This window comes from Microbacterium profundi (genome assembly GCF_000763375.1).
Lineage (GTDB): Bacteria > Actinomycetota > Actinomycetes > Actinomycetales > Microbacteriaceae > Microbacterium > Microbacterium profundi.
In genome coordinates, this window is the sequence record NZ_JPSY01000003.1 from 155,611 (window position 1) to 180,089 (window position 24,479).

General features: G+C 65.9%; 31 protein-coding genes, 4 tRNA genes and 2 pseudogenes. 21 read left to right on the forward strand and 16 right to left on the reverse strand.

All coding sequences use genetic code 11. The features are described from left to right. Nucleotides 1–44 precede the first annotated feature (44 nt). Nucleotides 45–581 (reverse strand): annotated as a pseudogene (locus tag JF52_RS17660) (transposase); the annotation flags it as partial. A gap of 371 nt (nt 582–952) precedes the next feature. Here JF52_RS17660 and JF52_RS0113400 point away from each other — a divergent pair. From JF52_RS0113400 to JF52_RS0113420, 5 genes are all read left to right on the forward strand, one after another. Then, on the forward strand, nt 953–1,198 hold the full coding sequence (locus tag JF52_RS0113400) for a type II toxin-antitoxin system Phd/YefM family antitoxin (RefSeq protein WP_033107328.1): 246 nt from the start codon (nt 953–955) through the stop codon (nt 1,196–1,198). Between the two features lie 10 nt (nt 1,199–1,208). Continuing rightward, nucleotides 1,209–1,466 (forward strand): type II toxin-antitoxin system RelE family toxin, encoded by a 258-nt coding sequence (locus JF52_RS0113405; protein WP_033107105.1) that lies wholly within the window; start codon nt 1,209–1,211, stop codon nt 1,464–1,466. Nucleotides 1,467–1,762: 296 nt separating this feature from the next. Continuing rightward, nucleotides 1,763–2,554, forward strand: a complete 792-nt coding sequence (locus JF52_RS0113410) for a nucleotidyl transferase AbiEii/AbiGii toxin family protein (protein ID WP_200881026.1) — start codon at nt 1,763–1,765, stop codon at nt 2,552–2,554. 1 nt (nt 2,555) lies between these two features. Continuing rightward, entirely contained in the window at nt 2,556–3,008 is a 453-nt protein-coding gene (locus JF52_RS16605) for a helix-turn-helix domain-containing protein (RefSeq protein ID WP_052167048.1), read from the forward strand. A 30-nt stretch (nt 3,009–3,038) separates the two neighbouring features. Then, entirely contained in the window at nt 3,039–3,431 is a 393-nt protein-coding gene (locus JF52_RS0113420; protein ID WP_033107106.1) for a hypothetical protein, read from the forward strand. Between the two features lie 206 nt (nt 3,432–3,637). On the opposite strand, the gene JF52_RS0113425 is transcribed toward JF52_RS0113420, so the two are convergent. From JF52_RS0113425 to JF52_RS0113435, 3 genes are all read right to left on the reverse strand, one after another. Next, nucleotides 3,638–3,709 (reverse strand) — tRNA-Val (locus JF52_RS0113425). A 28-nt stretch (nt 3,710–3,737) separates the two neighbouring features. Beyond that, nucleotides 3,738–3,808: transfer RNA gene (locus JF52_RS0113430), tRNA-Cys, on the reverse strand. Between the two features lie 54 nt (nt 3,809–3,862). Next, a tRNA-Gly gene (locus JF52_RS0113435) sits at nt 3,863–3,934 on the reverse strand. Between the two features lie 149 nt (nt 3,935–4,083). Between JF52_RS0113435 and JF52_RS0113440 the strand changes: the two genes are divergently transcribed. Then, nucleotides 4,084–4,159 (forward strand) — tRNA-Val (locus tag JF52_RS0113440). 38 nt (nt 4,160–4,197) lie between these two features. Here JF52_RS0113440 and JF52_RS18035 read toward each other — a convergent pair. Then, nucleotides 4,198–4,521, reverse strand: coding sequence for a tyrosine-type recombinase/integrase (locus JF52_RS18035; protein WP_160175068.1), 324 nt, complete (start codon nt 4,519–4,521; stop codon nt 4,198–4,200). Between JF52_RS18035 and JF52_RS17860 the strand changes: the two genes are divergently transcribed. Then, complete coding sequence (locus JF52_RS17860) at nt 4,406–4,711, forward strand: phage major capsid protein (protein WP_234000244.1); 306 nt, start codon at nt 4,406–4,408, stop codon at nt 4,709–4,711. The genes JF52_RS18035 and JF52_RS17860 overlap by 116 nt on opposite strands. 46 nt (nt 4,712–4,757) lie before the next feature. Here JF52_RS17860 and JF52_RS17350 read toward each other — a convergent pair whose 3' ends face one another. After that, nucleotides 4,758–5,291: a hypothetical protein gene (locus JF52_RS17350; protein WP_152594903.1), complete on the reverse strand. Its 534-nt coding sequence runs from the start codon at nt 5,289–5,291 to the stop codon at nt 4,758–4,760. On the opposite strand from JF52_RS17350, the gene JF52_RS0113455 reads away from it, so the two are divergent. Continuing rightward, nucleotides 5,268–5,651: a hypothetical protein gene (locus tag JF52_RS0113455; protein WP_152594904.1), complete on the forward strand. Its 384-nt coding sequence runs from the start codon at nt 5,268–5,270 to the stop codon at nt 5,649–5,651. The genes JF52_RS17350 and JF52_RS0113455 overlap by 24 nt on opposite strands. 48 nt (nt 5,652–5,699) lie before the next feature. Further along, nucleotides 5,700–5,969, forward strand: a complete 270-nt coding sequence (locus JF52_RS0113460; RefSeq protein WP_033107110.1) for a hypothetical protein — start codon at nt 5,700–5,702, stop codon at nt 5,967–5,969. Nucleotides 5,970–6,125: 156 nt separating this feature from the next. Here JF52_RS0113460 and JF52_RS17510 read toward each other — a convergent pair whose 3' ends face one another. After that, the gene (locus tag JF52_RS17510; RefSeq protein WP_160175069.1) at nt 6,126–6,284 is read right to left on the reverse strand and encodes a hypothetical protein; all 159 of its coding nucleotides are present in this window, start codon (nt 6,282–6,284) and stop codon (nt 6,126–6,128) included. 210 nt (nt 6,285–6,494) lie between these two features. On the opposite strand from JF52_RS17510, the gene JF52_RS0113465 reads away from it, so the two are divergent. Next, nucleotides 6,495–7,055 (forward strand): dihydrofolate reductase family protein, encoded by a 561-nt coding sequence (locus JF52_RS0113465; RefSeq protein ID WP_033107111.1) that lies wholly within the window; start codon nt 6,495–6,497, stop codon nt 7,053–7,055. Between the two features lie 15 nt (nt 7,056–7,070). On the opposite strand, the gene JF52_RS0113470 is transcribed toward JF52_RS0113465, so the two are convergent. Then, nucleotides 7,071–7,676, reverse strand: a complete 606-nt coding sequence (locus JF52_RS0113470; protein ID WP_033107112.1) for a helix-turn-helix domain-containing protein — start codon at nt 7,674–7,676, stop codon at nt 7,071–7,073. Nucleotides 7,677–7,740: 64 nt separating this feature from the next. Between JF52_RS0113470 and JF52_RS0113475 the strand changes: the two genes are divergently transcribed. Both JF52_RS0113475 and JF52_RS0113480 read left to right on the forward strand, forming a co-directional pair. Further along, entirely contained in the window at nt 7,741–8,748 is a 1,008-nt protein-coding gene (locus JF52_RS0113475; RefSeq protein ID WP_052167049.1) for an NAD(P)/FAD-dependent oxidoreductase, read from the forward strand. Continuing rightward, on the forward strand, nt 8,745–9,065 hold the full coding sequence (locus tag JF52_RS0113480; RefSeq protein WP_052167050.1) for a class I SAM-dependent methyltransferase: 321 nt from the start codon (nt 8,745–8,747) through the stop codon (nt 9,063–9,065). The genes JF52_RS0113475 and JF52_RS0113480 overlap by 4 nt, the downstream gene beginning before the upstream one ends. A 370-nt stretch (nt 9,066–9,435) precedes the next feature. Here the strand turns inward: JF52_RS0113480 and JF52_RS0113485 are convergent, their stop codons facing one another. Further along, nucleotides 9,436–10,377: a GlxA family transcriptional regulator gene (locus tag JF52_RS0113485; RefSeq protein ID WP_033107113.1), complete on the reverse strand. Its 942-nt coding sequence runs from the start codon at nt 10,375–10,377 to the stop codon at nt 9,436–9,438. 107 nt (nt 10,378–10,484) lie between these two features. On the opposite strand from JF52_RS0113485, the gene JF52_RS0113490 reads away from it, so the two are divergent. Continuing rightward, nucleotides 10,485–10,796, forward strand: coding sequence for a putative quinol monooxygenase (locus tag JF52_RS0113490; RefSeq protein ID WP_033107114.1), 312 nt, complete (start codon nt 10,485–10,487; stop codon nt 10,794–10,796). A 355-nt stretch (nt 10,797–11,151) separates the two neighbouring features. Here the strand turns inward: JF52_RS0113490 and JF52_RS0113495 are convergent. Beyond that, nucleotides 11,152–12,387, reverse strand: a pseudogene (locus JF52_RS0113495) (IS3 family transposase). Nucleotides 12,388–12,727: 340 nt separating this feature from the next. Between JF52_RS0113495 and JF52_RS0113505 the strand changes: the two are divergent. Both JF52_RS0113505 and JF52_RS0113510 read left to right on the forward strand, forming a co-directional pair. Further along, a complete protein-coding gene (locus JF52_RS0113505) occupies nt 12,728–14,053 on the forward strand; it encodes an ISL3-like element ISPfr2 family transposase (protein WP_033107116.1) in 1,326 nt (441 codons plus the stop codon). Beyond that, complete coding sequence (locus JF52_RS0113510) at nt 14,050–14,424, forward strand: class I SAM-dependent methyltransferase (protein WP_052167051.1); 375 nt, start codon at nt 14,050–14,052, stop codon at nt 14,422–14,424. Before JF52_RS0113505 ends, JF52_RS0113510 begins: the two co-directional genes overlap by 4 nt. Before the next feature lie 41 nt (nt 14,425–14,465). On the opposite strand, the gene JF52_RS0113515 is transcribed toward JF52_RS0113510, so the two are convergent. Both JF52_RS0113515 and JF52_RS0113520 read right to left on the reverse strand, forming a co-directional pair. Beyond that, nucleotides 14,466–14,846: an SPW repeat domain-containing protein gene (locus JF52_RS0113515; RefSeq protein WP_033107117.1), complete on the reverse strand. Its 381-nt coding sequence runs from the start codon at nt 14,844–14,846 to the stop codon at nt 14,466–14,468. Between the two features lie 91 nt (nt 14,847–14,937). Beyond that, entirely contained in the window at nt 14,938–15,144 is a 207-nt protein-coding gene (locus JF52_RS0113520) for a multidrug transporter (RefSeq protein ID WP_234000250.1), read from the reverse strand. Nucleotides 15,145–15,401: 257 nt separating this feature from the next. On the opposite strand from JF52_RS0113520, the gene JF52_RS0113525 reads away from it, so the two are divergent. Together JF52_RS0113525 and JF52_RS0113530 are read left to right on the forward strand one after the other, a co-directional pair. After that, the gene (locus JF52_RS0113525; protein ID WP_235272441.1) at nt 15,402–16,556 is read left to right on the forward strand and encodes a DUF1611 domain-containing protein; all 1,155 of its coding nucleotides are present in this window, start codon (nt 15,402–15,404) and stop codon (nt 16,554–16,556) included. Nucleotides 16,557–16,611: 55 nt separating this feature from the next. Continuing rightward, nucleotides 16,612–17,037: a hypothetical protein gene (locus JF52_RS0113530; protein WP_033107118.1), complete on the forward strand. Its 426-nt coding sequence runs from the start codon at nt 16,612–16,614 to the stop codon at nt 17,035–17,037. Nucleotides 17,038–17,046: 9 nt separating this feature from the next. Here JF52_RS0113530 and JF52_RS0113535 read toward each other — a convergent pair whose 3' ends face one another. The 3 genes from JF52_RS0113535 to zapE all read right to left on the reverse strand — a co-directional run bounded on the left by JF52_RS0113535 (nt 17,047) and on the right by zapE (nt 20,034). Beyond that, the gene (locus JF52_RS0113535; RefSeq protein WP_033107119.1) at nt 17,047–17,604 is read right to left on the reverse strand and encodes a type II toxin-antitoxin system PemK/MazF family toxin; all 558 of its coding nucleotides are present in this window, start codon (nt 17,602–17,604) and stop codon (nt 17,047–17,049) included. A gap of 28 nt (nt 17,605–17,632) precedes the next feature. Beyond that, nucleotides 17,633–18,871 (reverse strand): ammonium transporter, encoded by a 1,239-nt coding sequence (locus tag JF52_RS0113540; protein WP_033107120.1) that lies wholly within the window; start codon nt 18,869–18,871, stop codon nt 17,633–17,635. A gap of 116 nt (nt 18,872–18,987) precedes the next feature. Beyond that, nucleotides 18,988–20,034, reverse strand: a complete 1,047-nt coding sequence (gene zapE / locus JF52_RS0113545) for a cell division protein ZapE (protein ID WP_033107121.1) — start codon at nt 20,032–20,034, stop codon at nt 18,988–18,990. 129 nt (nt 20,035–20,163) lie between these two features. Here zapE and JF52_RS0113550 point away from each other — a divergent pair, with 129 nt between their 5' ends. Both JF52_RS0113550 and JF52_RS0113555 read left to right on the forward strand, forming a co-directional pair. Continuing rightward, nucleotides 20,164–21,060, forward strand: coding sequence for a sulfurtransferase (locus JF52_RS0113550; protein WP_033107122.1), 897 nt, complete (start codon nt 20,164–20,166; stop codon nt 21,058–21,060). Nucleotides 21,061–21,079: 19 nt separating this feature from the next. Then, on the forward strand, nt 21,080–21,511 hold the full coding sequence (locus tag JF52_RS0113555; protein WP_033107123.1) for a SufE family protein: 432 nt from the start codon (nt 21,080–21,082) through the stop codon (nt 21,509–21,511). Here JF52_RS0113555 and JF52_RS0113560 read toward each other — a convergent pair whose 3' ends face one another. Beyond that, on the reverse strand, nt 21,512–22,669 hold the full coding sequence (locus JF52_RS0113560) for an alpha/beta hydrolase family protein (protein WP_033107124.1): 1,158 nt from the start codon (nt 22,667–22,669) through the stop codon (nt 21,512–21,514). A gap of 25 nt (nt 22,670–22,694) precedes the next feature. Between JF52_RS0113560 and JF52_RS0113565 the strand changes: the two genes are divergently transcribed. Further along, complete coding sequence (locus JF52_RS0113565) at nt 22,695–23,276, forward strand: DUF3000 domain-containing protein (protein ID WP_033107125.1); 582 nt, start codon at nt 22,695–22,697, stop codon at nt 23,274–23,276. Further along, nucleotides 23,269–24,462, forward strand: coding sequence for a ribonuclease D (locus tag JF52_RS0113570; RefSeq protein ID WP_033107126.1), 1,194 nt, complete (start codon nt 23,269–23,271; stop codon nt 24,460–24,462). The genes JF52_RS0113565 and JF52_RS0113570 overlap by 8 nt, the downstream gene beginning before the upstream one ends. The last annotated feature ends 17 nt before the right edge of the window (nt 24,463–24,479 follow it).

The following is a 24,479-nucleotide window of genomic DNA, read 5'->3' on the forward strand; positions in this document are numbered from 1 at the left end:
CTCGCCGGGCGAGGTCGGGCTGGGCCTGGCTCGTCCCCGCGCCGGTCCTGGCCGAACTGCTGATCCTCGGCCTCATCGACCGCCTCCGCCTCGGCGAGCAGCGCAGCGACCTCGGCTTGGAGCTGATCGATCTTCGGCACGATCCGGTCATAGCTCATCGCCTTATGCCGCGACGCGTTCGCAGCCAGCTTCGTGCCATCCAGCGCGACACGCCCCAACCGCACCAGCCCCGCCTCCGCGCAGACCCGCAGCACCTGCAGGAACAACCCCGGCAGGGCATCCAGGTGACGCCGACGAAACCGGGCCAGCGACCGGTAGTCGGGCGCCTGGTTGCCCGACAGCCACCGGAAGGCGATATCGCGCTTGCAGCGCCGCTCCAACTCACGAGACGAGGTCACGCCCGTCGCGTACGCGAACAGCAGCAGCTTCAACATCATCCGCGGGTCATACGGAGGCGCACCCGAGGCGGACGCGTACGACGCGTAGACCGGCGTCAGATCCAAGAGCTCTTCGACGACCTCGGAGATGAACCGGGCCTCATCATCCTCGTCCAGCCAGTCATCCAGACTCGGCGGGAGCAGGAAACACTGCCCCTGGTCATACCCACGGAACGTCTTGCCCGCACCCGCCGGTGCAGCCGATCCCGGCGCCCGCGCCTCACCCGGCTCGACCTCGAACAGACCCTCCAGGCTGGCAGTCACCGTCATGAATCGATTCTCCCAGCACCCCGCGCTATCCACCGGATTCACCCCGGCGCGTTAACGGAAGGATCTGACCCACGCACCTAGAAGGGACGACGCGTGAACAAGTCAATTCTCTCACAGAGCGGGGCATGTCGATGGAAGGACGGGAAAGCGACCTCGAACCCGTGCATCGTCGCATTGATCCGGTCAGCGAGCTCGGCTCGGCTCCAGCGATGTACATCTCATCCTCACAGTTGTACAACGCGAGCATGTCCCGCATCACTGCCTCTGAGGCGCGCAAGAGCTTCGCTAGTGTCATCGAGACAGCCCAGCGCGAGGCCGTCACCGTCGAGCGTCGCGGCGAGGCTCAGGCTGTCATCGTGTCGGCTGCCGAGTACGACCGACTGAGGAGCGCTGCCCAGGAGATCGAGGACATCACTGCGTTCGATGCCGCCATGGCCGAGGAAGGACCCAACATCCCCTGGGAGCAGGTCAAAGCCGATCTGGGCTGGTGAGACGTCCCGCATGGCCTATGAGATCGAAGTGCGTCCTGCTGCGCTGCGAGCTCTGAAGAAAATCGACAAGCGGGACCAATCCCGGATCCAGGGTGCGATCGCACTCCTGGCGGCCGATCCGCGTCCACCAGGAGCGAAGGCGCTGCGCGTCCGCGACGGGCTCCGCATCCGTGTCGGGGACTACCGCATCATCTACACCGTCCAGGACAGCCGGCTGCTGGTGGTCGTCGTCACCCTCGGTCAACGTCGAGAGGTGTACGACCAATGAACGGTACTGCGTCCTCTGGTCAGCGCTGGGACGGCGATCACCTGGCTCACGAGCGATGTCCGCCGTCCCGACGGTCCAGGCGAGGTGAGCCTGTTCACTGCCCTGGACTCTGCCCGCTGGCAGGAGCAAGGGCTGCCACGCGACCGCCAGTGTTGGGCGCGAAAAGTTCCCCACACTTTGAAAGCACAATCGACACTGCTGAGGCTCTGTGGGTTGCGCTCGGCGACACAATCGAGTGCGCCGACGATCCATCGTTCTACGGCCCGCAGAGGTATCAGAACTGATACTATCCTGTCATGGTGAAGGATCAGAATGGGCGCGCCCACCGTCCTGCCGTCCCCGGTGGCGGCCAGTTCTCCGAGTCTGCACACACGCCACCGGAAGCGAACCTGCCGCCAGCGGACACGATGCCTGCAGGTCTGGAGGCCGTGCTCGAATCAGCCGCGCGACTGCAGCGTCTCGTACCCGACGCGGTCCTCGTCGGAGGCACCGCTGCCGCCTACTACGCCCGGCACCGCACGTCCACCGACCACGATCACATCGTTCGTGACCTGAACCAGCGCTTCGAGGTCGTCCTCGACGCGCTGGAACGCGACGGAGACTTCGTCCTCAACCGAGCCACTCCGGGGAGGATCATCCTCGGCGAGCTCGGCGGCATCGAAGCCGGCGTCCGGCAGCTCATCCGCGCCCGCCCGTTGGAGACCACCCAGGTGCAGCTCCGCTCCGGAGACATGCTCACCGTCCCCACCATCGACGAACTCGCACGCATCAAGGCCTACCTGATCGTGAAGCGGAACCAGATGCGCGACTACGTCGACATCGCTGCCCTGTCCGCGACTTTCGGACCAGACCGAATCGGCGCCGTCCTCGGCGACATCGACGACTACTACCGCGACGACACCCATCCCGAAGATCGCCCCGTCCGATCCCAGCTCGCCCGCCAACTCGCCTCCCCGCAGCCGCGGGACGCTTCCCAGATCGCACGGCTGAGCTCATACAAGGGGATGACCCCTCGATGGCAGAACTGGGATGAGATCGTCGCAGCGTGCCGAACCGTCGCCGCGCATATCCCCACCGGAGGTGAATGACATGCCCTTGGCCTTTCGGAACATCGACGTGACCCCGAACGACCCCGTCGAAGCATGGGGGTTCGAGGGCATGCTCGCCGCACTCGATCGCGGATACCTGCAGCACTGGGCGCGCATCGCTGACGCCGTGCACGCGAACCCCGACCTGCGCGCCGTGTTCGAAGAAGCCGCTGACGCCGCCGAATCGACGTCCGCGGTCGAATACGTGCGCCTCCTTCTCGCCATGAAGGGCCGGTCCCCCAGCGAGATCGCGCACGACCATCTCGTGACGGCCTTCCGGAAGACTCGGATGACGCAGCAGCAGGTCGCCGAGCGGCTCGGAACGTCCCGACCCCGGCTGAGCACCTACCTGTCCGGCAAGGTGACCCCCAGCATGGACGTCCTCGTCGCCCTCGAGAGTCTCGCGGAAGAGCGGGTCGCTCCCCTCCTCGCGCCACGTCTCGTCCTCATGTGACCACCCGCGCCCGCAGGGTTCATGCGGGGCATGACCGACATCAGCGCCGACGCGCACGCACGCGGTGAAGCAGCCCGGGTACGGGGACGGTTCGGTGAGCAGGAGCGCACCGCAGAGGAAGTCTCACTCGCCGGAGCATCGACTTTCCGCAGCTGCCTCGAGAACCAGGTGGACCTTCGCGACATCAGGTCCATGGGCGGGGACGAGATCGACGCGTTCGACGACATAGAGGCGGAGAGCGCCGCACGTCGAAAGCTCGGAGTCGCGGGCACCACACGATCGGATACTGAGTTCTGCAACTACCTCCGGTACGACCTTCGAGAGAACCCGTTACGTGGTTCCCGGGGCGTGCGGGAGCGCCCTGGCACCGGTTCTCAGGTGCGCAGTGGCGCCAGCGGCGGGGTAGCAGCCGGCCGCGGGTGAACATGCCGATCAGCGTCCACGCGGACAGTTGGGAGTCCCCGCGCCGTTGGCAGGCCAGCGTGGTCGCGGCGAGCAGGTTCAGTGCGTCCCCGAGCCGGGTCGGCCACACCAGGCGGCGGTTCAGGATGTCGGGCTCAATTGGTAGCGGCGCCGTAGTGGAAACAAAAAAGCCCCGGAAAACCGGGGCTGATCTGGTATTTAGTCTGTGCGCGATACTGGGATCGAACCAGTGACCTCTTCCGTGTCAGGGAAGCGCGCTACCGCTGCGCCAATCGCGCCTGTGAAGGCTATTAAGTTGATGCGACGAGGTGGCGACGGGATTCGAACCCGTGTAAACGGCTTTGCAGGCCGGTGCCTAGCCGCTCGGCCACGCCACCGTGTGGATTGACCCCACGTGCCGTGAGCCCCTCAGAAAGAGACTCCTGCACTCGAGCGGATGACGAGATTCGAACTCGCGACCCTCACCTTGGCAAGGTGATGCGCTACCACTGCGCTACATCCGCGTTGTGTTCCGGCTCACCGGGCACTTGTAAAACTTTAGCCGATCATTTCGATCCCGCAAAACCGAAACCCGATCTCGCGCGTGTCATGCGGTTTGGTCATGACGGCGTCCGGCATTCGGGTAATATCGTTTCTCGACCCCCTGGGTCATGGGCGATTGGCGCAGTTGGTAGCGCGCTTCCTTCACACGGAAGAGGTCATCGGTTCGAGTCCGGTATCGCCCACCATGAAAACCCCTGGTTATCCGGGGGTTTTCGTCTTTCAACTACTGGCCCACAGCGTGTTGTGTGGACAGATCGGCCGGTTGTGTGGAATCGGGGTCCGCGAGCGCTCCAGCCGCGAGCGCCCAGGGCCGTTGAGCGTCCACCTGACGGTGTGTATAGACGCCCTCTGTGATGTTGCTGGCTGAGTGCCCGACACGCTGTTGGATGACCGGCAGAGGGCACCCCGCCTGGTCCAGCAGAGTCACGTGAATGTGCCTCCAGCCGTGCATCCCCATCAGCGGCAACTTCTCCCGCTTCTCCACGACGATCATGCGCCGCGTGACGTACTTGGGATCGACCGGCGACCCGTCCTCCTGTGAGAACACCAGGCCGTTGTCCTCCCAGATGGGCATCCCGAAGGTGCGCGCGATCCTGGTTCGCCGCAACGACGTCGACCTGGCCGTGGACCGTTCCGCGTACTTCACCAGCGACCGCACTGCGATCCGCGCGACCATGCGCGTGTCGTTCGCGTTCCCGCACGCGGCCGCAGTTCAGAAGATCAGCCTCAGCGCATGATCTGAAGCGGAGCAGGAGGGATCGGCCGGAAGGGTTCGGTCCCTCCTCACGCCAATGTGCACAACTTGTGCTGATCGTCCTTCTTGAGGGGATTCCCTGCCGGGCTTTGCCAGGTGAGAAGGTCGCGGATCCAGTGGTCCGCCCCGTGAAGGGGGCTCAGCCTGGACATGATCGGCAGGTTCGTCACCGTACCGCCGAACAGTCCCGAATCCTTCTGCGCGCTTTTCCAATTCCGGTCTTCGTCGCGCTCACGTTGTTCATGCTTGTACGTCGCAAGAGCCCGGGGGAAGTCCAGGATGATGGCCTCGCCCGATTCTAACCTGAGCGCCTCACCGACCACGGTTTCATCGTCCACGGTGATCTGGGCGCGCACGTTCAGCGCGATGTCCGGCCCTAGATTCTGGACGCGATAGCGGCCCGGTGTGTCCCAGTCACAACTCCAGTCGATTCGGTGAAGTTCGGTAGCCCGCTCGGCCTCACGCTTCGTGATCGCGTTGGCCTCTCCGACGCCTGGGTGGAGAGGATCACCCGACCCCGGATCGATAGCGACCCGCGCGTGATCGACGCCGAGCAGGAACACCAGGCAGCACGCGACGCGCTACTGCACCGGCCCGAGCGCGCACAGACCGCACGACTCGCCGCATACGCGCGAGCATTCGGCGCGGAGACCGTGATCCGCAACCAGCAGGCATACCTCACCACCAACCCCGCACAGCAAGCCGCACGAGCCACGAAGACCGCAAAGCAGGCGCGGGAAGAAGCCAAACTGCTGCGCACACTCACCCCCGCCGAAGCCGCAGAGCGGATCGAGCAGACCCGCGCAGCACAGGCCGCACGCGACGCCCAGCAAGCGGAGCAGCGACGTGCCGCGCTCCACGACCAGAGCCAGCACCGAGCCGCCCCAAGCCAAGCAGCGTCCGACCGTGGCCATAGCTTGTGAGCGCCGCAAATCCTCCCCATTGTCAGTCCCCAGCGATAGACTGAAACCATGACTCCGAAGCTCGCAGAAGTGCTGGACGCAGCTCGTGCGCTCTCGCGCTCAGAGCGCGCCGAGATCGCACACGAGCTGATCGCTACTCTCGAAACCACTGAAGAGTTCGATGAAGCCCGCTACGCCGAACTCACATCTGCGGTGAACGAGGGCATCGAACAGCTCGATCGTGGCGAGGGGATTCGCGTTTCTGCCGACTCCATCGATGAATATATTCGCGATCTCGGTCAGGTCGCTACAAAACGCGCTGCTCGTCGTATCGCGTGACGCACGAACTCTTCCTAGCACCCGCGGCTCGCGCGGACATCGTTGACGCGCTTGAATGGTCAGTGAAGAGCTTCGGCGACACCGTACGCGATGGGTACGAGGCTCTGATCATCGCAGCAATCAATCTGATCAGAGACGATCCGACCGTACTGGGTTTCACGCGAACGTGACGACCTTGCGATCGGCCTGCGGACCCTTCATTTGCGGGCCTGTCGCAACGAGGTCAGCCCGGCGGTGCGTCGCATCGCCAGCCCGCGCCACTTCGTGGTCTACCGGCACGTTGGCGAGGTCGTCCAGGTCGTTCGCCTGCTGCACGAGGCGATGGACATTCCCGCGTAGCGCATCCCGAATAGCGGCTGAGAACGATCACCCTAAAATCACCCCGACAGCGGTTTCATGGGTCTCTGAGGCACCCGTAGGCCCCGAAGAATCAAGGGAAGCCCTGATCTGAGCGCCTACACACGGAAGAGGTCATCGGTTCGAGTCCGGTATCGCCCACCACACTGTCAGATCTAGACTCCCCGCATGGGACTCCTGACCTTCAGCGCCAACGTCACTCTCGACGGCTGCGTCGATCATCAGGAGGGCATCGCGGATGACGAGACGCACGCCTTCTTCACCCGCCTCATAGACGAAGCCGGTGCGATGCTGTGGGGGCGCATCACCTACGAGATGATGGAGAGCTACTGGCCGGCCGTCGCTCGTGGCGACGAGAGCGCACCTCCGGCGTTGCGCGAGTGGGCGATCAAGCTGGACGCCAAGCCGAAGTACATCGTCTCGTCCACCCGAACTGACTTCCCATGGACCAACAGTCACCACATCGCAGACGATCTGCGTGCGGGCGTCCAGAGGCTCAAGGACGCGACGCCAGACGGTGTACTCCTCGGCAGCGGCGCGCTCGCGACGGAGCTTGACCGGTGGTTGGAGCTGATCGATGAGTACAGATTTCTCATCCAACCCGTGATCGCCGGCCACGGCCCGACCCTGTACCAGAGCGGACTGGCGAGCACGCGAATGCTCGAGTTGGTCTCCGCAGAACCGCTGCACAACGGCACTGTCGCCATGCATTACCGGCGCGCAGGCTGATACCGAGAACCTCACTTATTGAGGTGTCTCCGTGCTCCCATTGGATGGAGCAGCAGGACGCGCGCGCAGATGGATGCGCTTGCCCTCCTTGCTGAAGATCGACAGCAGCTCCGTTTGTCGGGTGCCGACGCCCGACAACCAATGCGGGATGCGCGTGTCGAATTCGGCAGCTTCTCCGGGACCGAGCACCACGTCCTGCTCACCGATCACGAGACGGAGACGACCCGACAGCACGTAGAGCCATTCCTGCCCGTCGTGCACTTTCGGCTCCGGCACGGCGGCGACGCCTGCCGGGTTCGCCGGAAACGTGACTTTATAGGTCTGCACCGGACTGGATTCAGGCGAGAGCGACTCATACCAGGTGTCCCCCATGCGCTTTCTGGTGCGTGCCACACGCGGGTCCGGTGCTTTACGCGGAACGATGTCGTCGAGTTCCAGCCTCAGCGCCCTGGCGATCGGCACGACGAGCTCCAGGTTCGGCGCCCGCTTTCCCGCCTCCAGGCGCGATAGCGTGCTCGACGATATCCCGGTCGCTTCCGAAAGGTCGGCGAGGGTCATACTGCGCTTCTCGCGCCAGCTCTTGAGTCGGGGGCCGATGAGTGAGACCGAGTCGTCGGGCATGATTCTCCTTGCTGATTCAGCACAGATATTTGCCACAACGGTACCATCTGCGCACTCTTGGAACATGACACGCGACGACCGAACATCAACAACACCCGCAACCGGCACTGCAACACCCGACGAACTCTGGGATGTCATCATCATCGGGGGCGGCGCCGCAGGCCTCAGTGCCGCGCTCATCCTCTCGCGCGCCAGACGACGTGTTCTCGTCCTCGACGCACAGGAGCCGCGCAACCGCTTCGCACCGCACATGCACGGCGTGCTGAGCCGCGACGGCTACTCCCCTCTCGATCTCGTGGCCGACGGCCGACGCGAGGTTCTGGCTGCGGACGGAGTGATCCGAACGGCGCGCGTGATCGAGACCCGCGCTGTCTCCGACGGATTCGAGGTCATCACCGAAGCAGGCGCCCGCATCACCGCGCGTCGCCTCATCGTCGCGACGGGAACTCGCGATGTGCTCCCCGAGATCGATGGGATCGCAGAGCAGTGGGGCCGTGGCATCGTCGCGTGCCCGTACTGCGATGGCCGCGAAGCCGTCGGGAGCAGGATCGGTGTGCTGCTGGGCTCTGCCGCCGGCATCCACAAGGCGCACATGCTGCGCTCGTATTCCGCCGACATCACCGTGTTCACGGCACTCGCAGACCCGATCGGTGAGACCGATCGACTCATCCTCGAGCAGCGCGGCATCCACCTCGAACACCGGAGCGTCACACGCGTCGTTTCCGACGGAGACCGGCTGACCGGACTCGCACTCGCCGACGGCACGGTCGTACAGATCGAGGCGATCTTCGCCGAACCGCGACTCGTCCCGCTCGATGAACCGCTGCAGCAGCTCGGTGCCGCGCGCACCGAAACGCCTTTCGGCGCGTGGCCCGCGGTCGACGAGTTCGGACGAACGAGCGTCCCCGGAGTCTGGGCGGTGGGAAACACGGCGAATCCGGCCGCGCTGGTTCCCATCGCGATGGGGTCGGGCGCCACAGCCGCGCTCGCATTGAACGGAGAGTTCGTCGCGGAGGAGGTCGCGCTCGCCGCCCGAGCAGTGAACGCCGATCAGGAAGCGGGAGTGCGGTGACTCACGAACCGGATGCCGCGACAGACGCGACTCGATTCTGGGATGAGCGGTATGTCAGTCGACGCACCGAGCACGGGCGGATATGGAGTGGGCGGGTCAACGCGACGGTGGCTCAGCAGGTGTCTGAGCTGACGCCGGGCACGGCGCTCGAACTCGGATCCGGCGAAGGCGCTGATGCACTCTGGCTCGCCGCTCGAGGGTGGTACGTCACCGCGCTCGACATCTCTTCGATCGCTCTGGAGGTCGGCGCAGCAGAGGCTGCGAAGGCGGGACTATCCGACCGGATCGAATGGGGCTCTTCCCAGATGAGGGTGTAGGTTGGCCGGGCGCGTCGGTCCGCAGATAGACGTCGAGATCTCCCGACGACGGAGGTTCCTACGCCATCCATCCGAAAGACCTCGACGGGCCCGACGCTACCCCGCCGGCCGGCTTCGGCCGCCCTGACCTAACCGCCTTCGCGTCTCATCCCAATCGGCTCTGATCGAGTCTGCTGACCCCCTCGACGAGAACGCAGCGACATCACAGCCACCCAACCCCGACCGTCCGGGAAGCCGGGGCACGTCACATGGGCTGTGCTGCGGGCGTGTCGAGTGGGTCGTCCAGGGGCGACGCAGGAGCGTCGACGCGACGTGCTGAGAGGTGGTTCCAACCGAGCGCTAGGACACCGGCTACAGGCATGGCGATAGGTCAGGAACGGCGTCGCTCCCTGCGCAGGAGGGAGCGCAGAGTCTCGGCGTTTGCGTAGCCGACCCGTAGCGCGATCTCGGCGGAGGTGAGGTGCGTGGTTGCTGAGAGGTGTCGAGCTCGTTCGGTGCGAAGCCGTTGGACGAAGCCGAGCGGAGTGAGGTTGAGCGCCGCACGGACTCGTCGTTCGAGGGTGCGCCGGCTGGTGCCGAGCGACTGCGCGACGAAGGCGACGTTGAACGGTTCGTCCAGGCGGGCGCGCACGAAGCGTTCGAACTCGACGACGATCGGGTCCTCGTGCCGGAGATGTTCGTAGGCGACGAAGGCCGCCTGCGACGGGCGCTCGTCGATGATGAGGAGCTTGGCGACATGTTGGGCCAGGTCGGGGCTGATCGATCGTACGAGTGAGAGCGCGAGGTCGATGTGGGCGAACGCGGCGCCGGCGGTGACGAGGTTCCCGTCGACCACGACCATGGTGTCGAGATCGAGGGCGACGGTCGGATAGCGCTTCCGGAACTCCGGCCCCAGGAACCAGCTGGTCGTCGCCCGCCGATGATGCATCCGTCCTGTCTCGGCGACGGCGAACACGCCGGTGCACGCCGCGGCGATCCGGGTGGTCGCCTCGTCGAGGCGCCCGAGTGAGGCGATGACCGAACGAGCATCTCGACTCTGGAGGGCGTCGTGGGTCGCGGCGGCCGTGAGGGTTCCAAGCGCAGGGACGACGACCACGTCGAACTCTCCGGACTCCGGCAGCGGGTGGTCCACCGACAGGGTCATCGATGCCGTCGTGGTCACTCGCCGTTTCGGTCCGAGGATGGCGAGTTCGATCGGGTCGATCCGCGGGTCGACATCTCCGCGGGCTCCGTCGGCCACCCGCACGATGTCGATGACCGACGCGACCGCCGAACCGAGGCAGCCGTCGATCGCGATCAGTCCGATACGCATGGCGCTAATGATAGCAATACTGCCGTATACGCCACTCCCCACCGGCCCTCGCTCGTCATACGCTGAACTCGTCCCACGAAGAACCCCGACGTCAAGGAGAGTCCCTCATGTCCACACCCGCATCACTTCCGTATGCCTTCGTCGCCAAGATCGTCGCGGCCGATGGACAGCACGACGCGGTCGCCGATCTGCTCGCCGGCGCTGTCGCACTCGCCAACGAAGAAGTAGGAACGATTGTCTGGTTCGCGGTCAGGACCCACGCCGACACCTTCTGGATCTTCGATGCATTCCCCGACGAGGCCGCTCGCGACGCCCACGCCAACGGCGCCATCGTCGCAGCCCTGATGGCCAACCAGCACCTCCTCGGCGCAGCACCCGAGATCCTGGCGGCCGACGTCCTCGCGTCCAAGCTCCCGTAGTCCGCCAACGCACGAGACGATCGCGCCCCGCCGAGCCGTCGCCAGGTCGCGACGCAACGCCACGCTGCGTTGCCGAGCGGTGCGAGGCCTATCGGCACACGGACAGGATGCCGGCCGCGAGCGCTCAGCCGGCGAGGGGTCCGTCGCAGAGGAGAGCGACGTCGGTGTCGGGCAGAGCCGTGAGGCCAGCGCATCGCGCGACCACCAGAACCGAACCGCCTGTCGGAATCGAACCGACGACCTAATCACGTCGGCTTTGCGTCTATCGCTTGATGCGCCCACTGGGCGAACGAGCCGCTGACCTGCGCAAACGCCGGGGCCTTGGCCCTTGATCGTGGACACGGTGTCGGTTCGGTTATGCCGCTTCCGCGAGCGTAGCGGAGCGTGCGGCTTCGTAGGCGTTCGGGCTGATGTTGCCGATCGCGGAGTGGCGCCGGCGAGTGTTGTAGCGGTTCGCCCACCGGAACACGGCCCGGTAGGCGGTGGCCTGGTCCGGGAACGCTGACCGGCCGGCGAGGAGTTCGCGCTTGAGCGTGGCGTTGAAGCTTTCCGCGAGTGAGTTGTCGGCACTCGTGCCGACCGCGCCCGTGGACTGGGTCACGCCCAGCTGCTCGCAGAGCGCGGCGTAGGCCTTCGAGGTGTAGACGCTGCCGTGGTCGGAGTGGAAGATCGCGCCGACCAGCGACCCGCGGTCGCGGTGCGCGGCACGGAGGGCGTCTTCGACGAGTTCGGTGCGCATGTGGTCGGCGACTTGCCAGCCCGCGAGCTTCCGGGAGCCGAGATCGATGCAGGACGCGAGGTAGAGGTTCGTGCCGTCGGCGATAGGCAGGTAGGTGATGTCGCCCACGTAGCGGCGGCCGGGGTCGCCGACGGAGAAGTCCCGTCCGATCAGGTCGGGGAAGCGCCTGGCGGACTGGTCCGGGATCGTGGTCTTCACCCGTCGTCGCAACCGGATCCCCGCGAGACGGTGCTCACGCATTACCCGCGCGACGCGCTTGTGATTCACCCGCTCCGCCACGGGCACACCGTCGTTGAGGTCGGCGGTGATCCTGGGCGCCCCGTAGGCGCGGTCGCCACCCTGAGCGGGGTCTTGGAGCACCCGGATCCGCGCCGCCAACACCGCGTCGTCTGTCGCCTTCGCGGCTCGCCGCCCGACGGAGTCCAGCCAGGCGTAGAACGACGAGCGGGCGACCTCGACGACCTCACACAACCGCTTCACGCCGTAGGCGTCCTTGTGATCCTCAACAAACTGGAAGCGGTTCACCAGTTCGTCTCCCCGGCGAAATACTTCGCCGCCTGACGGAGGATGTCCCGCTCCGTCTCGAGCTTGCGGGCCTCGGCCTGCAAGGCCGCGAGGTCGGCCTCCAACCGGAGGACCTTCGCCGCCTGCGACTCCGGTCGCCCCGTCGCCCCCCGGCGGCGACGCAGCGGCAACCGTGACCCCGGAGCCGAACTTGTCGACCCACTCTTTCAGCGCACCCCGAGAGATCCCGAGATCCCCGGCGATGCCCTTGAGCGTCGAACCCGGCGTGGACTCATACAAGTCCACCGCGCGCTGCCGGAACTCGTCCGTGTAGTTCTTCCTAGCCATCCCTTGGATTCTCGCTTCCCCAGCATCGTGCTGGAATCAGCGTGTCCAAGATCAGGGGTCAAGCGCCCCGAGCGTGGAGGACGCCGCCATCCGGTGGTGACCGACGACGACCGACCAGTACCGACCGTTTCACCGGAGCTTGCGGCGGCGTCGAAGCCGAGCAAGCTCCATTCTTTTAGCTCACCGCGCCCTCCTCCTCGCCGGTCCCGTCGTCGGCGAAGACGTTTCAGGGGTCTTCTCAGATGACGGTGTAGGTCGGCCGGGCGCGTCGGTCCGCAGATAGACGTCGAGGTCTCCCGACGACGGAGGTTCCTACGCCATCCATCGGAAAGACCTCGACGTGCCCGACGCTACCCCGCCGGCCGGCTTCGGCCGCCCTGACCTGACCGCCTTCGCTCGACTCGACGGCCTCGGTCTGAGCGTGACCGGACAACGACTTGAACCGGATCGTGCGGTCCTCGCGTGCCGCGTGGTGGAACCAGATCAGTGGTGCCGACGGTGCGGCAGCGAAGGCGCTGCTCGTGACACCGTGATCCGGCGGTTGGCCCACGAGCCGCTGGGCTGGCGACCGACCGTGCTGGAAGTTGTAGTGCGCCGCTACCGCTGTGCAGACTGCGGACACGTGTGGCGCCAAGACACCAGCGCCGCGGCGGAGCCACGCGCGAAGCTCTCGCGCACCGGGCTGCGGTGGGCGCTGGAAGGGATCGTGGTCGCACACCTCACCGTCGCCCGTGTCGCCGAGGGACTCGGGGTCGCGTGGGACACCGCCAACAACGCGGTCCTGGCCGAAGGCAAGCGGCTGCTGATCAACGACCCCAAGCGGTTCGAGGGCGTGAAGGTCATTGGCGTCGATGAGCACGTCTGGCGCCACACCAGGCGTGGCGACAAGTACGTCACCGTGATCATCGACCTCACCCCGGTCCGCGATGGCGCCGGCCCAGCAAGGCTGCTGGACATGGTCGAGGGCCGGTCGAAGGCGGCGTTCAAGACCTGGCTCGCCGACCGCGACGACGCCTTCCGTGACGCGGTCGAGGTGGTCGCGATGGACGGCTTCACCGGGTTCAAGACCGCCGCTGCGGAGGAGATCCCGGACGCGGTCACGGTGATGGATCCCTTCCACGTCGTGCGCCTGGCCGGTGACGCCCTCGACAGGTGCCGGCGCCGGGTCCAACTCGCGATCCACGGGCACCGTGGGTTCAGGGACGATCCGCTCTACAAGTCGCGGCGCACGCTGCACACCGGCTCGGACCTGCTCACCGACACGCAGAGCGACAGGCTACGCGCGCTGTTCGTTGATGACGCTCACGTCGAGGTCGAGGCGACCTGGGGTGTCTACCAGCGCATGATCGCCGCCTATCGCCACCAGGACCGGCAACGTGGCCGCGAGCTCATGGAGAAGCTGATCACCGACCTCAGCGCCGGCGTCCCCAAGGTGCTCACCGAGCTCACCACCCTGGCCCGGACCCTGAAGAAGCGAGCCGCCGACGTGCTCGCCTACTTCGAACGACCCGGCACCAGCAACGGGCCGACCGAGGCACTCAACGGACGGCTCGAACACCTGCGCGGCTCCGCACTCGGGTTCCGCAACCTGACCAACTACATCGCCCGAAGCCTGCTCGAGACCGGCGGCTTCAGACCCCAACTCCTACACCCCCGATTGGGATGAGCCTTGAATGGTTACAGACCGACCTGACGACCTGGCGTCCGTCGGCGCAGTACGACCTCGTGACATCGGCGTTCATGCACTCCCCCGTCGATTTCCCACGGGAGGCCATCCTGCGGCGTGCCGTGTCTGCAGTCGCACCGGGCGGACGGCTGCTCGTCGTCGGACACGGCGGCTTTCCGCCCATGTCTGAGCATGTGCACGACACCGAGATCCCGCCTTTCCCGACTCCCGACGAGGTGCTGGCATCGCTTGATCTGCCCACCGGATGGATCGTAGAGGCGAACGCGCTGATCGAGCGGACGGTGAAGTGGCGTGATGAAAAGGACGTAGTCCTCGTGGACACAGTTCTGCGCGTGCGCCGGGTCGATTAGACACGGCGCACGCGCAGGCTCGCTCTCAGGTCGAAAGCGGCTCAGCTGTTCCGGTTCGCGCTGGGCCCGGGCTGGGTCTTGGAGAACAGCACGACGATGATCACTGTGACGCCGACCACGACGTGCGGCAGCCACACGTTGAGCGCTTCGCCAGCGAAGCCGAAGATCCAGGGCGAGAGTGCGAGGAACAGGCTCGCCACGATGTCGAACACGAGGTGAACGGGCATCGGAATGAGTCCGAAGGGGCCCCATTCGTACTTCGTGAAGAGGCTGTAGACGATCAGTCCGACGCCGAGCACGATCGGGATGACGACGGCAGGTCCTCCGACCCCGGCGAACCCGAACAGCCACGGCGCCGCGATGAGCGCGATGCCGACGAGGTAGTCGAGGACGCCGTGAACCTTGGTGGGGATGAAGCGCATGATTCCTCCTTGAGTATGGCCGCGGTATCGCGGCTGTCATCAGAGGTTCGGCGCAGTGGGGAAATCGGATGGGATGCCGACGAGAGGATTATCACGCTGAGTCGGAATCTCCGTCCGCTTCCGGCATCCCCGGGCCCGGTCCTGGCCGCACCGCCGCGTCTTCGGCGACGTCCACCCGTGTGACGCCCTCACGTTCGGTCACTTCCACCCGCGGCGCTGCATCGGCCTCGGTGGCGTCTGGCGCCGTCGTGAGTTGATCCTCGCGCTTCCGCTCCTTGCTCATCTCTTCGTGTGACACACCGCATCCTTTCGTCCGGGGTTCCCCAGCGTATGCGTGGGCGGGTCCGGAGAGCAGGGGCTTGTCGTCAGCGGTCGACATGGCTATGCGATGGGCCCGGTCGCGGTTCACGCCTTACCCGCATTTTTCACTGCTACGGTGAGCGAAGTCGGCATCTTGCCGGCGTCAGGGAAGACTTCTTGTCGACCAACGGGCCCGTTCTGGCCATTTCGTTCTCCGTCGCCTCCTCTGGATCACCTTGAGGAGACCCGATTCCCGTGCACCCGTACACCCGTTCAACAGACTCCCGCACAGACGCCGACGCAAGATCGCTTCCGACACTGCCCATCGGTTCGACCGCCATCGTCTACTGCGAGGCGCAGTTCGCCGAACAGGACGGCAAGACCGCCAACGGCCTGGTCCGTCATTCCGAGAAGTACGAGATCCTCAGCGTCATCGACAGCCACCACGCGGGGGCGGATGCCGGGACTGTGCTCGACGGCGTCGCCAACGGCATCCCGATCCTCGCGAGTCTCACGGAAGCCATAGCGCACGCCGGCAGCACGCCGGATTACCTCATCTGCGGCGTAGCGCCAGCGGACGGGCTGTTGTTGGACGCGCAGCGGGTCGTACTGCTCGACGGCGTCGCGCGCGGCATGCACATCATCAACGGCCTGCATGAGTTCCTCAACGACGACGCGGAGTTCGCCGCGGCCGCGCTCCTCGCCGGCGTCACGATAACTGATGTGCGTCGACCCAAGGACAAGAAGGACCTCCATCTCTTCTCCGGGCGGATCTTCGACGTCACCTGCCCGAGGATCGCGGTTCTCGGCACGGATGGCGCGGTCGGCAAGCGGACCACCGCGACGTTGCTCGTCCAGGCGCTCAACGACCGCGGCATCCGCGCCGTCATGGTCGGCACAGGCCAGACCACCATCATCCAGGGTGGCCGCTACGGCGTGGCACTTGACGCGCTGGTGCCGCAGTTCTGCTCCGGCGAGGTCGAGAACCAGGTCGTCGCGGCCTTCGAAGGCGAGAATCCCGACATCATCATCGTCGAAGGTCAGGGCGCGCTCAGCCACCCCGCGTACCTGACCTCAGCGCACATCCTGCGCGGCAGCCGACCGGCGGGCGTGATCGTGCAGCATGCACCGGGCAGGCGCGTGCTCGGCGACTTCCCGATGATGCCCATGCCCGACGTCGCCAGCGAGGTCGCACTCATCGAGTCGTTCGCCGACACCAGGGTGATCGGCGTCACCGTCAATCACGAGAACCTCACGGATGCGCAGATCACGGATGCCATCGACGAGATCGAACTAGATCTGGGGGTTCCCGCGACGGATCCCCTGACGCGCCCGCTGAGCAACCTGGTCGACATGGTGCTGCAGGCGTTCCCTGAACTGTCGACGGCGCTCACGCAGCGATCGGCCTGACGAAGTCGCCTTACTCGGCACCGATGTCCGCGGCCGCGGGTAGCGTCTCTATCTGATGGTCAAGAACGCTGCCCTGCCCGGCCCCTGCACTCTGTGCGGAGACAGCCGCGGACGCCGAGTTGCAGGATCATGGACATGCTCCGCGTGCGGCTGGCGTTACGGCGATGTGCCGGATGCTGACCTGCCGCTCCCCCGCATCGATGTCGTCTATTACCTGCGATTCGACCGTCGGGTGAAGATCGGCACGAGCATGCGTCCGCGGCAGAGGCTCGCCAGCATCCGCCATGATGAACTCCTGGCCTTCGAACGCGGCGACAGGTCCGTCGAACAACAGCGCCATCGTGAGTTCGCGCATCTGCGCGAGGGCGGCGAGTGGTTCACATTCAGTCGTGAACTCCAGGCTCACATCTCGCGGGTTCGAGCGAGCGGAGATCCCTGGCGACTCCACGCGCGTTGGCTGAGCGAAGCGCTGCGCGCATGACGCTTAGCGTCAACGAGCCCATCCGTAGCGGGAGATCAGCGCCGCGGCCACGCGATCGTAGAGCGCCCGCTTCAGCACTGCTGCCTCGCGTCGCATCCCGCCCTCGTGCACGCTGTAGAGCTGCTCGATGTCGACCCACGACTCCCGTCCCTGTGCATCCCAGGCGCCACTGCCGATGGAGAGGTAGTCCGTGTCCCCATCGTGTGCCTTGCTCGTCATCCGCACCGCGTACACGCGGTCTGCGGACTGCCGACCGATCACCAGAACCGGGCGGTCCTTGCCCCTACCGTCGTTCTCCTCGTAGGGAACCCACGTCCAGATGATCTCGCCGGAATCCGGAGCGTCGTCCTTCGCAGGGCTGTAGCCGAGCTGCAGGTCTGTGATGAGCTCGGGATCGACCCGCACGGTCTCGCGCCCCCGCAACTGCCCCGCGTCGCCGCCGTTCGGAACAGTGACAGACGCACGCGAACGCCCCGCCTCCTTCTCAGGAGAGCGGGGCGTTCGGGATGTCAGTGCCTTCAGGACGATGTCGGCGAGTTGAGACAGGATGCTCTTGGAGGAGGTCACCCCGTCACCCTATCGGCGACCCTGCGGATCAGGCGTCGACCAGCGCGTACCCTTCTTCACCGTGGACGACCGAGTCGACACCGGCGATCTCGTCCTCGTTCGTGATGCGGAAGCCGATCGTCTTCTGAATCGCGAAGCCGATGATGAAGGCGACGACGAACGAGTAGATCAGCACACCCAGTGCGGCGATCAGCTGAACCGCGAGCTGACGAGCGTCGCCGCCGACGAGCAATCCGGTCTCCGAAGCGAAGAAGCCCAGGTAGATCGTGCCCAGCAGACCGCCGACGAGGTGGATGCCGACGACGTCGAGCGAGTCGTCGAAGCCGAGTCGGAACTTCAATTCGACCGCGAGAGCACACACGATACCGGCGAGGGCGCCGAGCAGCAGCGACCAGCCCGGAGTCAGGTTGGCGCAGGCCGGAGTGATGGCGACCAGACCTGCGACCGCACCGGAGGCGGCACCGACCGAGGTGGGCTTGCCGTCCTTGATCTTCTCGATGAGAATCCAGCCGAGGATGGCGGCAGCCGTCGCACCCAGCGTGTTCAGTCCGATCAGGCCGACACCGCCCATGTCGTCGGACAGCCACTCCGCACCCGCGTTGAAGCCGAACCAGCCGAACCACAGCAGGGCCGCACCCAGCAGCGTCAGCGGCACGTTGTGCGGCTTGAGGATGCCCTTCTGGAATCCGATGCGCTTGCCGAGCACGAGAGCGAGGGCGAGAGCGGCAGCACCGGCGTTGATGTGCACTGCCGTGCCACCGGCGTAGTCGATCACGGCGATGCCGCTGTCCTCACCGAACAGGGTGGTGCCGAGGTTCATGATCCAGCCACCGCCCCAGACCCAGGCGGCGATCGGGAAGTAGCCCACCGTGGCGAAGATGCCGGCGAAGATCAGCCAACTGCCGAACTTGGCGCGATCCGCGATGGCGCCCGAGATCAGCGCGACCGTGATGATCGCGAAGGTCGCTCCGTACGCGACGCCGAGGAGTGCGACGTTCGACCCTTCACCGGCTGCGAGACTGCTCAGACCGAAGTCGGCGAACGGGTTGCCCGCGAACTGCGTCGGGCTCTCCACTGCACTCATCGAGAAGCCGAACAGTATCCAGAGCACCGCGACCAGTCCGATGGAGCCGAAGCTCATCATCATCATGCTGACCACGCTCTTCGCCTTGACGAGACCGCCGTAGAAGAACGCGACGCCTGGTGTCATCAGAAGGACCAGCGCTGTCGCGGTGATCGCCCACGAGATGTTGCCGGGAGCATCCATAGGAAAACCTCACATCCGAAGTAATTGAGAGCTTCAGTGTGGCGATGCCCGATTTCCGGGATGCGCAGTGAGTGTTTCCGACCGGTTACAGCCGTGAGCCGGGTGTAACCATCGCGTTACGCGATGCTGGGCTGCTGCGCAGAATGTGTGAGTGCGTTGAGCCTGGAAATGGCGCGAAGATACTTCTTGCGGTATCCACCGCCCAGCATCTCTTCCGCGAAGACCTGATCGAGGCTCACACCGGTCGCGACGATCGGAAGCTGCGCGTCGTAGACGCGGTCGACGAACGCGACGAAGCGCAGCGCCTCCGACTGATCGGTGAGCACCTGCACGTCGCGGAGGCCGACGAGCGACAGTCCGTCGATCAACCGGATGTACCGAGACGGGTGCACCTTGGCCAGGTGACGGATGACATCTCCGAAGACATCATCGGATGCCGTCCCCGATGCAGCCGCGATGCGCTGGGAGTACGCGGCATCGTCCAGCGCGACGGCATGACCGTCCAGCGCACGCTGGCGGAAGTCGACTCCGTCGATGCGGATGGTCTCGAAGCTGTCCGACATCGCGTGGATCTCGCGGAGGAAGTCCTGTGCGGCGAAGCGGCCCTCGCCGAGGGCATTCGGCGGGGTGTTCGAGGTGGCGGCGAGGCGGGTGCCCGTGCTCACCAGCTCTCCGAGGAGCCTCGTCATCACCATCGTGTCACCCGGATCGTCGAGTTCGAACTCGTCGATGCAGATCAGATCAGCACCGCGGAGAAGGTCAACGGTGTTGCGGTAGCCGAGCGCTCCGACGAGAGCGGTGTACTCGATGAACGAGCCGAAGTACTTCCGCCGTGCCGGCATCGCGTGGTAGATCGATGCGAGCAGATGGGTCTTGCCGACGCCGAAGCCACCATCCAGGTAGACGCCAGGCTTCAGCTCGGGCTCCTTCTTCGCACGGCTGAAGAGGCCTCCGCGCTTGACGGGCGCTCCGCGCCCTGCGAACTTCGCCAGCAATGCCTTCGACGCAGCCTGGGAGGGGAACTCGGCATCCGAGCGATAGCTCTCGAACGTCGCGTCGTCGAACTGCGGGGGCGGCACCAGACTCGCGAGCATCTCGGGTCCGGTGACCACCGGCTGGCGCTCGGTGAGGTGCGCGACGTCAGGGCTGGTCGTGTCGGTCATTCGTTTCCTGTGTCGAAGTCTTACAGAACGGGTGCCAGGCGCTCGGAACGGCTCTATCGTCTAAGGGACGGCTCAACACTACGCCGTCCCAGCCAGAGCCTTCGCTCGCACCTCACCCCGGAGCGCCACGTGACCATCGAGTTCGATTCCTCATCCGAGAAGTTCGCCGAGTACGCCGAGCCAGGACGGCTCGTCACCACCGAATGGCTTGCAGCACACCTCGGCGAGCCTGGTCTGGTCGTCGTCGAATCCGACGAGGACGTGCTCCTCTACGAGACGGGTCACATTCCGGGCGCCGTGAAGGTCGACTGGCACACCGAGCTCAACGACCCCGTCGTGCGCGACTACGTCGACGGAGAGGGCTTCGCCGCTCTGCTCAGCCGCAAGGGCATCTCCCGCGACGACACCGTCGTGATCTACGGCGACAAGAACAACTGGTGGGCGGCATATGCGCTCTGGGTCTTCTCGCTCTTCGGCCACGAGGACGTGCGCCTCCTCGACGGTGGGCGCGACCGCTGGATCGATGAAGGTCGCGAGATCACCACCGACCGCACCGAGGCGACGCCGACCGAGTACCCGATCGTCGAGCGCGACGACTCGGCTCTGCGCGCCTACAAAGACGACGTCGTCGCCTTCATCGGCAGCGGACCCCTCATCGACGTCCGCTCCCCAGAGGAGTACAGCGGTGAGCGCACCACTGCTCCGGCGTACCCGGACGAAGGGGCACTGCGGGCTGGGCACATCCCCACCGCACAGAGCGTGCCGTGGGCGAAGGCCGTCGCAGAAGACGGCGGCTTCCGCACCCGCGCGGAACTCGACGCGATCTACCGCGACGGAGCGGGTCTCAATGACAGCGACGACGTCGTGGCCTACTGCCGCATCGGTGAGCGCTCCAGCCACACCTGGTTCGTGCTCAAGCACCTGCTCGGGTTCGAGAACGTGCGCAACTACGACGGATCCTGGACGGAGTGGGGCAGCGCGGTGCGTGTGCCGATCGTCACCGGCAACGAGCCAGGTACCCTCTGAGCGTGTGAAAATGGCAGGGATGAGCACCACACACGTTCCTGACCCGCTCGCGGAGATCCGCGACGATTTCCTCGAGCTCCCGGAGGACGAGCGCCTTCAGCTGCTGCTGGAGTTCTCCAACGAGCTCCCAGAGGTGTCGGAGGAAGTCGCGAACCATCCGGAGATGTACGAGCGCGTCGCAGAGTGCCAGTCGCCCGTGTACATCTACGTCGAAGTCCACGACGACGTCGTCACGATGCATGCGACAGCGCCGCCTGAGGCTCCGACGACACGCGGTTTCGCCAGCATCCTCGTGCAGGGCATCACCGGTCTGACGGCCGACGAAGTACTCGCCATCCCCGACGACTTTCCTCAGTCGATCGGTCTGACCCGCGCGGTCTCACCGCTGCGCATCGGCGGGATGACGGGGATGCTGATGCGCGTCAAGCGGCAGGTCGTTCAGAAGCGCTGATCATGCAGGACGACTGAAGCCGTTCGCCGCCATCCAGTCGGTGATCGTCGCCGTCCAGCCGATCTGATCGTAGTTCCAGATCTTCGTGTGCCGTGCCCCGGTGAAACGCGGCATCGTGACGAGGTCAGGACGCGCCTCGGCGAGGGCGTGGGAGGCATCGGCCGGCACGAAGCCGTCATCCTCGCTGTGCAGGATGAGGATCGGAACCGTGAGCTCGTCGGCGCGCGCGACCATGTCGAGCTTGTCGAAGGGGATCACGAACTCCGAGCCGGACAGTCGCGCGGTCAGCGGCGATGACAGTGCGTTCATCGCCAATGCGGGGAACGGATCGCGGATGCCCTCCTCGCGCGCCTGGAAACGCAGCACGTTTCGCCAGTCGACCACAGGGGAATCGAGCACGAGCCCGATGATCGCTTCGCGGTGGGCCGACGAGACCGCGGTCTGCAGCGCGATCGCGCCGCCCATCGACCATCCCATCAGCAGCACCTGCGTCGCCCCGTGGCGCAGTGCATAGGAGATCGCCGCATCCACGTCACGCCATTCCGAGGCTCCGAGCGCGTACGAGCCGCCCTTGCTTCGCGGCGCTTCCCCGTCGTTCCGGGACGAGACCACGAGGTTCGGCATTCCGAGGGAATGGAACACCGGCACGGCCCGAAGGCATTCTGCGCGGGTGACACCTCGTCCGTGCACCTGGATCACCCACGTCGATGATTCGGCGGGGAACAGCCACGCAGGACACGGGCCGGCGGGAGAGCCGATCAGCACGTCGTCCCATGGGAGGTGCAATTCACTCGGCGTCGAGTAGTACCAGCCGCTGAAACCGGCGGCGCGATCGATCTTGGCGCCGGTCTCGATGTGCGTGAGCAGTTTCCGGCGCACCTTGGTGGAGTCCGCGCTCAACACCGAGCCGAGCTTCACATAGCCGTAAGTGCCGGTCGTGAACAGACCGTAGCGCCCAGGCAGTTCCGTGTCGGGTGTGCGGGACAGCTCGATGGTCTGCGCCCCGGTGTCGACGGCGAGGATGTCGGTGTCGGCGGCACGGACGGATGGCGTGACGACCCTGCGGGCGATGGCGAACACGAGGAATGCTGCCGCGGCGGTGAGCATCGCGATCAGCGCAGGGACCAGCAGTGCAACGGCGTGCCTGAGACTCTTCATCGCTTCCTGACTCTAGCCTGTCAGCGTGAGCGCACATCCCGATGCCGGAGCGCATTTCGAACGTGCCGCAGCCGAGCTGCGCGACACGGTCTTCCGAGACGACATCGTGATCCGCGAGATCCCCTCCCCGCAGGGCCTCGCACCGTTCTCGATCGCTCTCGCAGCCGACGTCCGCCCCGACGACCACGGTGACTCGATCTACGGCACCGGACGGTTCGTCCTGCTGCATGATCCCGATGCCCCGCCCGCATGGGGCGGAGCATGGCGGATCGTGACGTTCGCCCAGGCGCCCCTCGAGCCGGAGATCGGCACCGATCCCCTCCTCGCGGATGTGACGTGGTCATGGCTCGTGGACGCTCTAGATTCTCGGGATGCCTCGTACCACTCCGCGTCCGGCACGGCGACGAAGACTCTCTCGAAGGGCTTCGGTGCGCTGGCTGAGGAAGGCGACGGAGCCCAGATCGAACTACGATCTTCTTGGACGCCGGAAGAACCGTTCCGACCGCACGTGGAAGCATGGGCCGAGCTCGTCGGCATGCTCGCCGGTCTCCCGCCCGGCTCAGAGAACATCGCCGTGTTCGGCGCACGAAAGGCAGGGCGTGACTGAGTACAGAGTCATCGACGACCCGATCGAGTTCCAGGCGGCCTGCAGATCGCTGGCCGCGGGCTCAGGATCTGTCGCGGTCGACGTCGAACGGGCATCAGGGTTCCGCTACTCGCAGCGCGCATATCTCGTGCAGGTGTTCCGCCGCGGCGCTGGCGTCTTCCTCTTCGATCCGCCGGCGATCGGCGACTTCGCCGCGCTGCAGAATGCGATCGGCGACGTCGAGTGGGTACTCCATGCCGCCAGCCAGGACCTGCCGTCGCTGCGCGAGCTCGAACTCGAGCCGGCGACGATCTTCGACACCGAGCTCGCCGCACGCCTGCTCGGCCACGAACGCGTCGGCCTCGCAGCAGTGGTGGAGGACACCCTCGGCATCACGTTGAAGAAGGAGCACTCCGCCGCCGACTGGTCGACGCGCCCGCTGCCCGACGCGTGGCTCGACTACGCAGCGCTCGACGTTCTGCATCTCGTCGACGTGCGCGACGTCATCGCGACCGAACTCGAGGAGCAGGGTAAGACCGACTTCGCAGCGCAGGAGTTCGCCGCCACGCTCGCACAGCCGCCCCGGCCGCCGAGAGAAGACCCCTGGCGCCGCCTGAGCGGTCTGCATCAGGTGAAGGGCGCCCGCGGACTCGCTGTCGCCAGGTCGCTGTGGGAGGCGCGCGAAGAATTCGCGCAGCAACAGGACACATCTCCAGGGCGCCTCGTTCCCGACCGGTCGCTGGTCGCCGCGGTCCTCGCGAACCCGCAGAGCAAGCAGGCACTCGCCGGCGTCCAGGCGTTCAACGGGCGCGCCAGCAGGTCTCAGCTCGACCGGTGGTGGGACGCGATCGTCAGGGGGCGCGAGGCTCCAGCGGTGCCCCGCGAGCGGGGACACAGCGACGCTCTGCCTCCCGCGAGGGCCTGGAGCGAGCGGAATCCTGAGGCCGACGCGCGCCTCAAACTCGCGCGTCCGGTCGTGGAGGCCCGCGCCGAAGAACTCGGAATGCCGACGGAGAACCTGCTGAAGCCCGAGACGCTTCGGCGGGTCGCATGGGCTCCCCCCGAGTTGACGGCGGATGCCGTCGGCGCGGCCCTGGCAGATCTCGGCGCGCGGCCGTGGCAGATTGAGCAGACTGCACAGAAGATCGTGGATGCCTTTGTAGAAGCCGGTCAATCGGCAGATCAGCCCGCCGCGTCCGAGTCGTAGGTTCGATCCAACCGATT